This window comes from Streptomyces sp. P3 (assembly GCF_003032475.1).
In the GTDB taxonomy this organism is placed as follows: Bacteria; Actinomycetota; Actinomycetes; order Streptomycetales; family Streptomycetaceae; genus Streptomyces.
In genome coordinates, this window is record NZ_CP028369.1 from 6,380,210 (window position 1) to 6,393,893 (window position 13,684).

Here is a 13,684-nt window from a genome sequence, read left to right on the forward strand (position 1 = left end):
GACACACCCATGGGGTCCACCCTCGTCATCACCAACGACTTCCCGCCCCGGCAGGGCGGGATCGAGACATTCGTGCACGCCATGGTCACGCGTATGCCGCATGACGGTGTCGTCGTCTACACCTCGCACGAGCCGGGCGGCACCGACTATGACGCGACGCTTCCGTTTCCGGTCGTGCGGGACTCCACCGGCATGCTCCTGCCGACCCGGCGGGTCACCAGGAAAGCCGTCGAGTTAGCCAGGGCCCATGGCTGTGACCGGGTCTGGTTCGGAGCGGCGGCACCGCTCGCCCTGATGGCACCGGCCCTGCGCCGCAGCGGCATACGGCGCATGGTGGCGACCACTCACGGTCATGAGATCTGGTGGGCCAGGATTCCCGGAGCCCGCCGGATGATGCGGCGGATAGGCGACGGCGTGGACGTGGTCACCTACCTCGGTCAGTACACCCGCGACCGGATCGCGCCCGCCCTCGGCCCGCGCGCGCGGATGAGCCGCCTCGTGCCCGGCGTCGACGCCGACGTCTACCGGCCCGACGCCGACAGCGGCGACGGCGCAGGGTTGCGCGCCGAACTCGGGCTGCAGGGCAAGCGGGTGATCGTGTGCGTGGCCAGGATGGTCCCGCGCAAGGGCCAGGACATGCTGATCCGCGCCCTGCCCCTGATCCGGCGTGAGGTCCCGGACGCGGTGCTGCTGCTGGTCGGCCGGGGCCCCGACGAAGCGCGGCTGCGCAGGCTGGCCCGGCGCCGCGCCGACGACGGCTCGGTAGTCTTCGCGGGCGGCAAGACGCACTCCGAGACGCCGCGTTACTACGCCGCCGCGGACGTCTTCGCGATGCCGTGCCGCACCCGCAGGGCCGGTCTGGAAGCGGAGGGGCTCGGCATCGTGTTCCTGGAGGCGTCGGCGAGCGGTCTGCCGGTCGTCGTCGGCGACTCCGGCGGCGCTCCGGACACCGTGCTCGACGGCAGGACCGGCCACGTCGTGGACGGCACCGACCCGGCGGCGGTGGCGGGCGCGCTGACCCGGATACTGCTCGACGCCGACCGGGCCGCCGGGATGGGCGAGGCGGGCCGCCGGTGGGTCCGGGAATCCTGGTCCTGGGACGCGTCCGCCCGGCATCTGGCCGACCTTCTGACCCCCGAGCGCGCTGCGGTGACGGCGCGCGGCCAGGAATAGGACAGGCAAGGAGGAGCGACCCGGCACAGCAACAGCAGCCCGCACGCAGCCGGGGCGCCCGCGGTGCTGCTGGTCGGCGCGGTCCCACGGTGAACGGCGCCGCGACACAGCAATTGGCTCACCGCCTGCACGGTCCCCCGGGAGGGCTCGTGCGAGGGGCTCATGCCCCGCATTGCGGTGTCGATGCACCGCGGACACGGTGAGGACCGCCGTGCCTGCGCGCCGCTCGGCGACCTGATGGCGCCGGTGACGTCCCACACCACCGGGCTGCGGTGCGTCCACCACGGACGCGCCCGCCGGCGCGGGGCCACCGCAGCGCCCCTGACGGCGACCGCGGTCATCACAGGGGCTCGACGCCGTGTGCGCGTGCCGAGCAACGCCGACCGCGACGCTCCCGTTCAGACACCTGCCCGGCCCGCGCCGCCGGACAGCGCCCCGTCACCTGCAGAGCAGAGCGCCGGTTGTCCGGTTGGTCGTCGCCCGGACCGCACGGCCGGGGCCGTCACGCCGCGGTCTGCCGCGGCGAGCGCAAGGACTCTGCGGCCGCGACGGGCCGAAGCACCCGAGGCACCCGAGCCTCCGTGCAGGACAGCCGTCGCGGGAACATTGCGCCCCCGCGGCCTGAAAAGCGATCGCCCGTCCACGAAACACCGCGATCCGGGCCGGACAATATCTGTGACCCCGGCGTGAAGATTTACCACGCCACGCCGGGAGCGTTTTCAACGCACCCGGCAGAGGGGAAATATCCTCGGCACGCGGGCCGCTGCCGCATGCTACTGTCGATCTCAGTTACAGTCGTGGTTCCCAAAAAATTCAAGCTCCGGCACCGGTATTTCATGGCTGGCGGAAGCTTTTATGTACTGCCGGTCTTCGCCCGGACGGGGCATCATCGCGGCGACCCGGTACCCGTGCGGCACGGATCCCGGCGTACTGCCCCAGAGGAGACATGACGTGGCGTCAGGCATCGTGAAGTGGTTCGACGCGGCCAAGGGATTCGGCTTCATCGAGCAGGACGGCGGCGGCCCCGACGTCTTCGCCCACTTCTCGAACATCACGGCCCAGGGCTTCCGCGAGCTGCTCGAAGGCCAGAAGGTCATCTTCGACATCGCGCCCGGTCAGAAAGGCCCGACGGCCGAGAACATCGTTCCTGCCTGACGTCGGCGCGCACTTCGCAGCTGGGGCCCGCATTCCTCGGGGTGCGGGCCCCAGCTGCGGGCATTCCCACGGCGACGGCAGACCACCCGCAGCGATCCCTCGACGACGCGCACCCCCTCGGAGCGCCGCCGGTCGGCGTCCGGGATTTCATGACCGCATGACGTCACGCGTTTCGTCACCTGCACCCGTACCGGATCCACTGCAATTCAGATTCGCCGCAGATTCGCTTCAGATCCGATTCCGCATTTCCATTCCGGCCCGTTATCGTGATACCCCGCGCTGTTCTTCTGATGAGGTAATTCATTGATACGTGTCGCTCGTGATCCGCGGTTTCACGCGCTCCGGCAGGAGGCACCCCCTTGACACCGGACCAGACGCAGTCCCGCTCGCCGAACACCCTCGCCGTGCACAGGCCCTCGGCCGACGCCGTGGACCCCTCGCGCTCCTCGCCCGCTGAATCGTCCAGACCCCAGCACCCCTCGTCGCCCTACTTCCTGTGAGGCATCATGCGCTGTGTCATCGCCCGCTTTCCGTTCGACCTCACCAGGAGCGGCGTCCTGGAATCGATGAAGGGCGTGAAGCCCGAGGAAGTCCTCGGCACGTCCGTGATCGTCGGGCGCCGCACCTACCCCGTCAAGCAGGTCGGGCAGGTGGTCACGCGCCAGGACCGCCGCGATTTCACTGCCGACGAAGTCGTGCGGGCCATGACCCAGCTCGGCTTCACCTGCCGCGACGTCCCCCGGGCCGCCCCGTCCGCCAGGGCTCTCGATCCGTTCCAGGAGGCTTCCGCGCTGCTCGGCGGCGCCCCTGCCGGCGCCTGAGCGGTATGCAGGCACGAGTCGCGGGCGCGAACGGGGGCGTGAGCAGCGGGCGCGAACCGCGGTGAGGGTCCCGGTCGGAACACTTCGGCCGGACCCTCACCGCGCCCCGAGGGTTCCCTGCGCAGGGGCCGGACCGAGCACGCCGGCGGGCCTCGTCGGCTCCGCTCCCGGCGCCGACCGGGGGACCGGGCCGGGGCCAACCGGGCCGGGGCCGGACTGTGTGTGAGGGGTGGGGGGCGGTCAGCCGGAGAGCTCGGTGTGCAGGCGGATCGTGGTGCCGGTGTCCGCGGTGGAGCGAATCTCGACGAGGTCGCACAGCTGGTGGACGAGCCACAGACCGCGTCCACCGATCTGCGTTCCGTTGGGCTTCAACCGGCCCGCCAGGGGATCGTCGATGTAACCGGCGTCGCGGAACTCACAGATCAGTCGGCGGTTCTCGCTCCAGGTCCGCAGCACACCGTGCCCGCCGCCGTGCCGGATGCTGTTGGCCGCCACCTCCGTGGCGGCCAGGTGCAGTTCGCGCAGACGCCGGCCGTCCACTCCGTGCCGCTCGGCACAGCGCTCGATCTTCTCCCGCACCGCCGGCAGGTCACCACTGGTGTAGACGAACTCGTCGTAGGGATCACAGGGATCGGTCAGCGCGACGAAGGCGTACGGCGCCTGCGGGTCGTAGTCCGCGCTCGGCACGGTGCGCCCGCCCGTGCGGATCTCGGGGTGGCAGCGGGTCATCTCGTCCAGCGCGGCCGTCTTGCCGGCGACGTCGTAGGGGCACAGCAGCCACCAGGCCGCACTGTCGGCGAAGGCCTTGTTCAGCAGCCACTCGTGATAGCGCAGTTCCTGCGCCTCGGCACGGCTGCGGGCCTCGTCCCAGGGCGACTCGCCGATCCCGCGCACCGGGCGCCCGTCGGAGGCATGCTCCTTGATCCACTCCTGCCATGCTCCGATGAGCCGGCCTGGATGGTGCGCGGTGACCGTGGTGTCGACGTAGCGCACCGCAGCGTCGTCGGCGATCTGCGCGCGCAGCAGGGAGGCCTTGTCCTCGGGTACGGCCACGACGACGGCCTCGCCGCCGTCGAGCGCCTCCTGGATGAAGCCCAGCGTGCCCTCGGCGAACTCGCCCGGACCGGAGTACGGATACAGCTCGTGGCGGTACCCGGTGAGGGAGGGCTCGGCAGGCGTGGCGGGCCCGGAAGGGGGACGGGAGATGGTCACAGCGCCATCACCACCGGTACGCGGGGGGCGGCGAAGCCGGACAGTTCCCAGGCCAGCCGCACGGTCTCGTTCGCCCCTTCCAGGACCACCTTGCGATCCGGCAGGCGTCCGGCCGCGTCGGCCAGGGCACTCATTCCGGCCGCATCGAGGAAGTCCAGGGCGTCGCAGAACAGGCGCACCGTCGCCGTCCGGGCGAGCAGGGTGCGCAGGACGGCCCCGAAGGCCGAGGCGCCCTCACTGTCAATGACCCCGTTCACCGTCCAGCCGTCCTTTCTCGTCCGGTACACCTGGAATGCGGGTGATGCCGGGCGGCTGCCCAGATGGTGGGGGTGTACGCACCTGACCTGATCCAGTGTAGGAGCGTCCCAGCCGGCGCCGCTGTAGGCACAGACCACCAGTGCACCGCTGTCCGCGGCGAACTCCTCCAGCTCGAGCTCGCTGCGCAGCAGCTCTTCCGAACGTTGGGCGGAGCCGTCGGGACAGGCGTGGTGCAGAACCCGGAGCGAGCGGAAACCCTCCCGCCCGGCGCTCGCCGCCTCGCGGCGCACCGCGGCCAGCAAGGAACCCTCCAGCCGCGCCGGGTCGAGCACCAGCCGGGCGAATTCGCTCTGCGTCTGCATGGCAGGTCCGACGATCACCACCTTGTCGCCGAACAGCGCACCGTCGGCGACAAAGGCCCGACTGCGGTCCATGACGTCGTCCGTGGGATCCAGCATCTGGCAGACGTGGTCACTGGTGGCGACCTCGTCCAGGGTCGCCAGGGTTCGCGCGGCTCTCAACTGCTCCTCCCTCGCTTCGGCAACCACTCTACTGACCCGCACGCCGCCGTCCGCCGCCTCCCGCCGACTGCCGCGTCCGCTCGTGCGCGCGACCCCTGCGTGTGGCACCCCGCAGCCCCGGGCACTGGATCTGGTTTCCGGCGGTGAGTCGATGGTGACTCGTGACCGTCGGCCATGGCGGTGAGTGCCAGGACATGCTCGGGCCTGCGTTCGCAGCCGGCGGAGCCGACGGCATCCGCCGAGCCAGGACTTGGTGTGCTCGACCGCCCGGCGGTTCCGGACCAGGCGCTGGTCGCTCCCGGCTCCGAGCGGGGCGACGCGAGGAACGATGGTTCGCTCGCGGAGACGTCGACGCAGGGCGGGGGGTGGCCGTAACCCTTGTCGCCGTGCAGTGCCGACGGCCGCCGCGCCCGCGGTCGTTGACAGCCGCTGAGAGTCCGGGCGGCTCGGCCCTCGTGCGGGAGGGCGCGAGGACCTGAGAGGTCGTGCCGGGTGGCGTTGCGGTGTGACGAGATGGGTTTGGGGTCGTTCGGGTGGTCTGCCGCCGTCGCTGCAACTGCCGGACGTGCAGGGCGCCTCCTGGACACCGAGCGAACGCCGAACGCTGGAGGTTGTATGCAGGAGTGGCAGTACCCACCGGCCGCCGTGACCTTGCCCGAGCTGGTCATGGACCCCTACCGCTGCGGTTTCGACGTGAGCGCGACGCTGAGCGGGGCGGAGGCGGAGGAGCAGTGGGGGGACGAGGACTGGCGTGTGCCGCCTCAGGGCCGGCCGGCCGAGGGGGAGACGCCGTGGCCTGACGGGACAGCCCCTGGTGGAGATGGGCGGCGTTGTTCTCCAGGTAGTGGCAGGCTCTGTCGGCTGCGGCCCGTTGATCGCAATGCGGAGTGATGCTGGCGTAGCCCATGCAGTACACGTCGTCGGCGGCCGGTCCGCGGGCATCCAGTCCGATGCGATGTCAGGGGTGCTGCGGGGTGGGAGCTTCCGTGCTGTTCGCCCATGCGGTGTCGAATTGCTGGAGGGCGATGGTGTACAGGAGGCCGGGTGCTCGTGCGTAGAGGCAGGGTGAGTTCCTGCCGTGAGCGTTGTCGCTGTAGAAGGTGAGGTAGGCGACCTTGTCGGTGGCGATGATGCGGCACGTGTGGGGGAGGTTGTAGCGGCGCAGTCGGAGCCCGGTGTGTGTTTGGGCGGCTTGGGTGAGGTAGTCGATGTTGGCTCGGACCTGGCTTCTGAGCAGGTCAGGGGTGTAGCCCGGGTCGAAGCGGGCGACATTGTGGGAGCGGCGGTCGAGCCAGGAATCGTGTGGTGTGTCTGGATCGGGGAGCAGGATCTGGACGGATGCGGGCGAGATGGTGCCGGACCACAGGGGGGCGAATGCTTCGCGGGTGAGTACGTTGCCGCGTCCTGCTATGACTTTGACCCACTGGGCGCGGGCGAGATCCTGGCGCATGGCGCGCTCTGCGGAGGCTTGACGGCGGTAGACGCGGTGGAGTCCTGTGCCGTTGAACCAGGAACAGGCGGCGGTGAGCCACCACAGGGGGCGCGCGGCGTGCAAGCGGCTGAGGACGAGCAGCAGGGCGCTGGTGGCGAGCGAGCTGAGTACGCCGAGCAGAAAGGCGTTCATGCTGAGGCTCCGGTGGTGGGAGTTCACTTTGGGCTGTACCGGTGGTGCTCGGGGCCGGACCTTCAGAAGTAGGGGAGTAGCCGGCTGAGGACATGGGCGGCGTTTCGTGCGGCGAGTTCGTGATGGCTGTGGCCCTTGTGTTCGTCTGCGTTGTCGGACACGCCGCGGATGACAATCCAGCCGGGGTTGGCCGTGCCGTGGACCGAGTTCTCCTGCCAGTACTGGCTGAGGCCTCCGGCTTCCATGTCTACGGCGAGGACTTTTTCGTGGTAGTCGGTGAGGTAGGTGCGGATGTCGCTGGCCCGGTCGGCGATGACGGCTTCGCCGGACCCGATGACTCCGGGGTAGACCTCGTACTGGTCGCTGGCGTGTGCGGTCATTTGGCCGTTGATGCGTGCCGGTGTCCCGTACTCGGTGAAGTAGGCGTTCACGGCGTGGACGATGTGCGCCGGCGCTTGCCGGTGTTCTCCACGGCGGCGGGTGTCTTGAGGATTGATCTTGCGGTTTTCGTAGTAGACGACGTCGGTGGAGACGATGACGTTGCCGATTCGGGCGTGGTCCTCATGGATGCCTCCGGCGATGCCGACGAGGGCCCACAGGCGGGGATTGTAGTGACGGCGGAGGTTTTCCAGGGCGGCCATGGTGGAGCGCTGACCCTGGCTTTGCGTCTGTGTGGCCACGATGCGCAACGTGGCGTCGGGGGCGATATGTTCGCCCTGGTAGAAGTAGAGGCCGCTGGGTGTCTTGTGGCGGCGGAGTTTCAACTCGTCGATGACGGAGCGGAGTTCCTCACTGAGGATGGTGACGATCCCGAGGTCCCACGGAATGCCTGCCTCGGTGGCGGGCTCCGCGGAGGGCAGAGGGGTGGTCGTGGAGGCTTGGGCACTCTCTCCTATGGCGATGGTGCTGAAGGTGTTGTTGTTGCCGCGGCTGATGATGCCCTTGTTGTTGGTCATGCGGCTGCTCCGTTGTCGGCCTGTGTGGGCTGGTTCGCGGGGACGTTGACCTGAGCTGCGTCTCCTACGGCATTGTTGGTGAAGCTGTTGTTGTCGCCGAAGTTGAAAATTCCGCTGTTGATTATCTTGAGTGCGCGGTCGTTGAAACTGGATGTATCGACGCCCCTGGCCTGGAGGAAGTCGCCGGCGGCGCTGAGAAGGCGCTGCTCTATGGTTTTCAGGCGCCCGAGGATGTCGCTCTTTTCCAGTTGGACCTTGGTCCAGGTCTGGGACGACTCTTCCCGTATGCTCACGCGACTGCCGATGAGGATGTTGCGGATGGGGGTCTTGGTGAGGTCCCGGGGCAGGATGGCGGCCTTGGCCACTCTGTAGAGGTATCGCAAGACCCGCCATGAGTACTGGATGTCGGTGGGCAGCGCTCTCAGCTCGTTGAAGGCTGCCCATATGACGGCGGTAGCGCCGTGGTGGCCGAACTCTTCACCCCGCTGGAATGCGCGCGGTGTGTGGGCGAGTACGCATGCTGCCGTGGACAGGCTCAGGGTGCGTCCCTGCAGGCTGACATGCAGCAGGACGGTCGCGACGAATTCGGATCCGTCGGCGGGTGTGATGATCTCGAGGAAGTGGTGCTGCTTCGATTCCGGCGTGTTGATGATGGAGCGCAGTTCGCTGCGGGTGAAGTGGTGCGGAAGCAGTGACCGGTCGACGGCGACATCGGTCTCGGCGACGTAGACGCGGTCCCGGACCTCGGCAGGCAGCCGAACATCGTGGCTGTCGGCGTTCAACGGCAGAACGGCTGCGCTCAAGTATTCGACGAGTTCGTGTGCCTTGAAGGGCGGCACCGCGTGCTCACGCTCATGCAGCGGTTCCTCGTCGGATTCGGCCCGCAGCAGCGGGATGCTCATTGGCGGGTTCCACTGGTAGACGAGTTCCCCCGCCCCGATGAACGGCGATTCGTCACCGAAGAGCGTGAACATGGTGAGGTCGTCGTCCTCGTCGTCGCTGTGCCGGGTTCGGCGGTACACGGCGCACATGTGGTGCTGCTGGCGGTCGGCTGCCCGCTGGCGGCCGGACAGGTGGGAGGGGCGCAGAGCAGGTGTGCGCAGTATGTGGTTGAGGATCAGCTGACGCGTGGCGCCGACGGCCAGGTAGACGAGTGTGAGCACCGCCGCCAGCAGGAGCGCCACCAGAGCCTGCCGGGGATAGAGGAGGCCGATGACCAGGATGGTCAGGGCCAGCCACAGTGTGGTCGTGACGACGCGTTTGACCACGCGTGTGTTGGGCGTGGTGACGCGCGGGAGGAAGAACCTGAGGAGATGGCGATGAGCCCGTAAGGGATCTGGGACGCGACGTCGGGACTTGCCGGCCGCCGTCGACTTGCTGTCGACGCCCCGCAGCAGTACGGCCAGACGCAGCAGTAGCAGGAGACCGAAGCCGCTGGCAACGAGGATGGCCGCGGGAATGCTTCCGGTGAGCAGGGGACCTGCTGTCGTGGCGACGACCGTGGTACGGGCGAGGGCTCTGAGGGCAGCGGCACGCCATGCGTGCCGCATGACGGGGACGATGTCGAAGCCGTAGGAAGGGGCGACCCTGCGATGCGGCGCGGTGCATACCTCGTCGATCACAAGGTCACGGAAACGTTCGTCCACGTACACGCCGGCACACAGATGACGGGTGGCGGCCGTGGGTTCGAGCGTTGTCTCCCGTGCTGGTGGCGCGTCGGACGTGGTCATGTCCTACCCCCGGCTCCTATGGTTAAGGTTGTTGTGACCATAAGTGTCGGCGGAGTTTAAGTCAATGAGACCTTTAGGGGTGCGGGTGGACGACTGGCTGAAAGACTCGGACGAGATCGGACCCTCCTGGCTGACCGTAGACCTCGCGATCTTCACCCTCAGAGACGACCAGTTGATGGTGCTCCTGGTCGAGCGCGGCCTGGACCCCTTCCACGGCATGCCCGCGATGCCCGGAGGCTATGTACAAAAGAACGAGACCCTACGCGACGGCGCCCTGCGCGAGCTGGCGGAAGAGGCCGGCATCGACGGCAGTCGACTGCACCTGGAGCAGCTCGGCGCCTACGCAGACCCAGGGCGCGACCCGCGGGGGAGAGTCGTGACGGTCGCCTACCTCGCACTGGGGCCACATCTGCCGGCCCCCGTCGGCGGGACCGATGCCGCACGCGCGTTCTGGGCACCCGTGGCGCACTTGGAGGATGGCACGCTCGACCTGGCGTTCGACCACCGGGCAATCCTGACGGAGGCCCTGGAAGAGGTCCGCCGAAAGATCGAGTACACCGCTGCGGCCACCGCGTTCTGCGCGGAGACCTTCACCCTCAGAGATCTGCGCACGGTGTACCAGGTGATCTGGGGCCGGCAACTGGATCCCAGCAACTTCCGCCGCAAAATCCTCAACACCACGGGATTCGTGCAGCCGACAGGAGACCAGTGGCTGCCCCCTACCGGCCGTCCAGCCGCTCTCTATCGCCGTGGACAGGCCTGGCTGCTCAATCCGCCCCTGCTGCGTGCCACAACAACCGTTCAGCGAAGCTGAGACGGCTGTGCCTGACATGGTGTGAACCGAACAGCAGCCGTAACGGTGGACCCCTGATCGGTCCCGGGCCTGTTCCGTATGGGGCTGTGCGAGAGCCCGCCGTCACGGGAGATTGGACTGTCGGGCTGTTTGCCGGCGACCCACCGGGAGGGTGTGAGTCTCGGAAAGCCGCGGTCTTCGGTCAAGGGACGAAACAGATGTAGTTGCGGATATCGACGAGGCAGGCGAGGGCGACGTAGGCGTTGCCGTCGAACAGGGAGAGATCGATGGCGGCGCCCCCCCCACGAGTCCTCGTCATCTGGGCCTCGGAGGCGAATACCTGGACGACACTCGATCATGCCGCTGACTTCGGTGGACATGGGGGCATCCTGTGCGCATTTATGAGGAGCCCCCGCTTCTGCCGGCCGGGCCGGAAGCCCGCCCACGTTGATCAGTTATGGAAGGATCTTCGCTGCGAGCGGGACACTTGCGGACGGGTGGAGGGGCCGACATGGTGCTGCACGTCCGCGGGGTGGTGCTCCCCGAGCGGGAGGAGCGGAGCTTCTGGATCGACGGGGACGTGCTGCGCACCGAGCCCGTGCCCGGGGCCGAGACCGTCGTCGATGGAGGATGGCTGGTGCCGGGGCTCGTCGACACCCGCACCCACCCCGGCACCGAGTCGCTCGAACAGCCCTTCAACGAGCGGGACTTGCGGCGGCATCTGGTCCAGCACCGCGATGCCGGGGTGCTGCTCGTGCGCACTCCGGGTACCGCTGCCCGGATGACCGGCTGGGTGGACACGAGGACGCCGGGCTGCCCCGGGTGCGGTCGGCGGGGCGGTGGCTTGCCACGCCGGGGCGGTTCTTCCCCGGATTCGGGCGGGACGTCGGGCTCGACGAGCTGGCGGCAGCCGCCGTCGAGGAGGCCGCCGCCTCCTCCGGCTGGTGCAAGGTCATCGGTGACTGGCGCTGGAGCGAACCCCCCGTGCCGCTCGACGTGTTGCGCACGGCCGCTGGGCGCGACGCTGGGCTTCGGCTACCACTACGGCGCGGACATCATCGCCGGTGTGGTGTTCACCCTCACGATCGATATGGCGCTGCGCTCGTTCGACCGTGGCTGGGACCGGTCGGCGAAGCGGTTCGTCGTCCACGGCGCGGCGGTCTTCACTGCGTTCTTGGCGTCGTACCGCTGTCTCTCGACTCAGATGGCCGCCCATCCGTGGGTGTTCGGCCCGTTGCTCATGCTGGCAACGGCGTCAGTGGTCTATGGCTATGCACGGATCACCAGGCTGTCGCAACGGACGGCGGTACCGGCCCACCCGGAACCGCGACGCGAACCGCAGCGCGAACCGGTCTGATCCGATGTGCGACCGGTGGAGCGAGACAGGGCACCACCGGCTGTGCAGGTCAATCTGGGTGGCGAGGCGCGCTGACTCACCTGTCGCCGATGGGCCGGCGAACGGGGTGGGTGCGGCACCCCACGAGGTCCACGGCATGGCTGACGCTGCCAGGTGGCGCGTGGACGCGCTGCTACTGAACTTGAAAGCGGGATGTCGGTTGCTGGGATCAGGCGGTCACCGCTTGCGACTGGGGCTCCACTCGTAAGTTCCTGGTGCCGTCTCGATGACTTCGCAGGGCCAGGTCAGTCGGACCTGTTCCAGGCGCCCGCGGTGCTCGACGATCCAGTCTTCCTGGGGTCGGGTTCCCAGGGCTGTCGTGAGGCGGTCCGGGTCGCTGACCTGGATCGACAGCCAGCCGTCTTCATGCACGTGGATGCCGAGGCTCAGGCCGCGGTCTCCGCCGATGCTGACCGTCTGGCCTGGTCCCAGGTTGGACAGCTCCTGCTCCCAGGAGTCCAGGTCATGCTGGAAGAGGTAAAGGTCGAGCCGGGCGTCGACGAAACTCGCGGAGACGAGCACGTCCGCGTGCAGAATGTCGTGGCCGGTCAGCACGCCCGGCTGGGACCGTCCTGTGACGCGCACGATACAGCGGTTCCCATCCGGATCGGCGAGGTGGATCAGATCCATCGGAGCGGGTTCCGTCATTGCGTTGCTCGCTTTCGTGCGCTGGCGTGGGCTGCATCGTCTCCTATCGCCGGACGAGCGACACAGTCAGGCCCAGGCCTGGAGAGTCACGTGCCCAGGGGCCAAGCCGGTGCCGGCAAGACAGTCGTCGATCACGTCTGACTGGTACTGGAGCTTCTTGAGCCGATGCTTGACCGCGCGGGTGACTTGACTGAGGCTGGCGGCGGCAAGGTTGCCGATGTCTCGCTTGACCAGGGACCACACGCCCTCGGTTGGGTTGAGGTCGGGCGCGTGGGTGGGCAGCTGAACGACGGTAAGCCACTCGGCGTTCGCGTCGATGAACTCGCGCAGCGGCCTCGTCAGATGCAGTCGGACGTTGTCCCGGACCAGCACGATCGGGCCACCCAGCTGGATGCGGGCCCGGACGATCAGATCACGGAAATCGCGCCAGCCGAAGCCCTTCGGCTGGTCCTTGCGCCCGTTGTACTCCCGGACCGCATAGAACAGCCGGGACCGCTCACCAGGCTTGTAGCAGGTCATGCCCACCATCGACACTCGCCCGGAACCGCGGCCCGCGCACCCGCACCACCGGCGTGCAGCCCCGGCGGCCCCAGGTTCTGGCACGCGGCGGAGTCATCGACTGCCCGGCCTCGTCCTCAAAGACGATCCAGGCCCCCCGCTCCGCCGCGATGCTCTTACCTGCGGCCGGGTCTCCTTCTTCCAGACTTCGACCGAGGTGTCGTCACGCTCGGGGACAAGGCCCATGGCCCTCCGGGCAGGCTGCTGCCACGACCAGCCATGCCGCTTGAGCAGCAGCCATGTGCCCTTGACCGTGTACGAGACGTGGAACAGGCGACCGATCGGTGTCTTAATCCGAGCAAGGGTCCACCGCTGGTCCACCCAGCCGTGGATTAGCGGTCCGCGCTCCAACTCCCTTTCCAGCCGGGCGATCTGCGTATCACTGAGCCTCGGTCGGCCCGGGGATCCCTTCGACAGGACGCCGTCCTTCCCACGCTCGCGCCACTGGCGACGCCACCGCTCCACGGACCGCTCACTGACCCGCAGCGCGGCAGCGATCTCCCGACTTTTCTGCCCGCCCTCGAAGCCTTCCACGGCCTGCAGCCGAATCTGCTCCCGGGCGGCCCTCCCGGCGTCGGTCAGCCCGCCGCCCTGCGCGTATCTCACAGTCCAGGGCTACCGGAACGGCCCTCCCACCGTCAGGCGAACTGCTCCGACATCACCCAATCAAGTTCAGTATGTTCCGGAAGTGCTTCGCGAGGAGTGAGGGGTGGCTTTCGCCCGCCGGGAAGGCGGTGCAGGCAGCAGCCGCAACCTCCTCCGTTTCACGAGCCGGTTGAGGCCCGCGCCCGGGGCGAGGTGAGTGTGCAACCACGACAGCGCGGCGCCGCTGGACTCCT

Annotated in this window: 12 protein-coding genes and 1 pseudogene; 5 read left to right on the forward strand and 8 right to left on the reverse strand. The window is 68.4% G+C overall.

Translation table 11 applies throughout. The features are described 5' to 3' along the window. Positions 1-9 precede the first annotated feature (9 nt). From C6376_RS28255 to C6376_RS28265, 3 genes are all read left to right on the forward strand, one after another. Positions 10-1,173, forward strand: a complete 1,164-nt coding sequence (locus C6376_RS28255) for a glycosyltransferase family 4 protein (protein WP_107446007.1) — start codon at positions 10-12, stop codon at positions 1,171-1,173. Between the two features lie 951 nt (positions 1,174-2,124). Continuing rightward, entirely contained in the window at positions 2,125-2,328 is a 204-nt protein-coding gene (locus C6376_RS28260) for a cold-shock protein (protein ID WP_107446008.1), read from the forward strand. A 506-nt stretch (positions 2,329-2,834) separates the two neighbouring features. Further along, a complete protein-coding gene (locus C6376_RS28265) occupies positions 2,835-3,149 on the forward strand; it encodes an SCO5918 family protein (RefSeq protein WP_107446009.1) in 315 nt (104 codons plus the stop codon). A 240-nt stretch (positions 3,150-3,389) separates the two neighbouring features. Here C6376_RS28265 and C6376_RS28270 read toward each other — a convergent pair whose 3' ends face one another. From C6376_RS28270 to C6376_RS28290, 5 genes are all read right to left on the reverse strand, one after another. Next, on the reverse strand, positions 3,390-4,361 hold the full coding sequence (locus C6376_RS28270; protein WP_107446010.1) for a sensor histidine kinase: 972 nt from the start codon (positions 4,359-4,361) through the stop codon (positions 3,390-3,392). Next, positions 4,358-5,140: an MEDS domain-containing protein gene (locus C6376_RS28275; protein ID WP_107446011.1), complete on the reverse strand. Its 783-nt coding sequence runs from the start codon at positions 5,138-5,140 to the stop codon at positions 4,358-4,360. The genes C6376_RS28270 and C6376_RS28275 overlap by 4 nt, the downstream gene beginning before the upstream one ends. A 958-nt stretch (positions 5,141-6,098) precedes the next feature. Then, complete coding sequence (locus C6376_RS28280) at positions 6,099-6,764, reverse strand: hypothetical protein (RefSeq protein ID WP_107446012.1); 666 nt, start codon at positions 6,762-6,764, stop codon at positions 6,099-6,101. A gap of 62 nt (positions 6,765-6,826) precedes the next feature. Then, positions 6,827-7,720: a hypothetical protein gene (locus C6376_RS28285; RefSeq protein ID WP_107446013.1), complete on the reverse strand. Its 894-nt coding sequence runs from the start codon at positions 7,718-7,720 to the stop codon at positions 6,827-6,829. After that, the gene (locus tag C6376_RS28290; RefSeq protein WP_107446014.1) at positions 7,717-9,450 is read right to left on the reverse strand and encodes a hypothetical protein; all 1,734 of its coding nucleotides are present in this window, start codon (positions 9,448-9,450) and stop codon (positions 7,717-7,719) included. The genes C6376_RS28285 and C6376_RS28290 overlap by 4 nt, the downstream gene beginning before the upstream one ends. A gap of 85 nt (positions 9,451-9,535) precedes the next feature. Here C6376_RS28290 and C6376_RS28295 point away from each other — a divergent pair, with 85 nt between their 5' ends. Continuing rightward, complete coding sequence (locus C6376_RS28295) at positions 9,536-10,264, forward strand: NUDIX domain-containing protein (RefSeq protein ID WP_107449238.1); 729 nt, start codon at positions 9,536-9,538, stop codon at positions 10,262-10,264. Between the two features lie 991 nt (positions 10,265-11,255). Beyond that, a pseudogene (locus C6376_RS45535) lies at positions 11,256-11,600 on the forward strand (inositol phosphorylceramide synthase); the annotation flags it as partial. A 216-nt stretch (positions 11,601-11,816) separates the two neighbouring features. On the opposite strand, the gene C6376_RS28315 reads toward C6376_RS45535, so the two are convergent. From C6376_RS28315 to C6376_RS28325, 3 genes are all read right to left on the reverse strand, one after another. Further along, positions 11,817-12,269 (reverse strand): DUF5959 family protein, encoded by a 453-nt coding sequence (locus C6376_RS28315; protein WP_107446015.1) that lies wholly within the window; start codon positions 12,267-12,269, stop codon positions 11,817-11,819. 84 nt (positions 12,270-12,353) lie between these two features. Further along, positions 12,354-12,806: a transposase gene (locus C6376_RS28320; RefSeq protein ID WP_367881056.1), complete on the reverse strand. Its 453-nt coding sequence runs from the start codon at positions 12,804-12,806 to the stop codon at positions 12,354-12,356. A gap of 93 nt (positions 12,807-12,899) precedes the next feature. Beyond that, a complete protein-coding gene (locus C6376_RS28325) occupies positions 12,900-13,451 on the reverse strand; it encodes a winged helix-turn-helix domain-containing protein (RefSeq protein ID WP_107446016.1) in 552 nt (183 codons plus the stop codon). Positions 13,452-13,684: the final 233 nt, after the last annotated feature.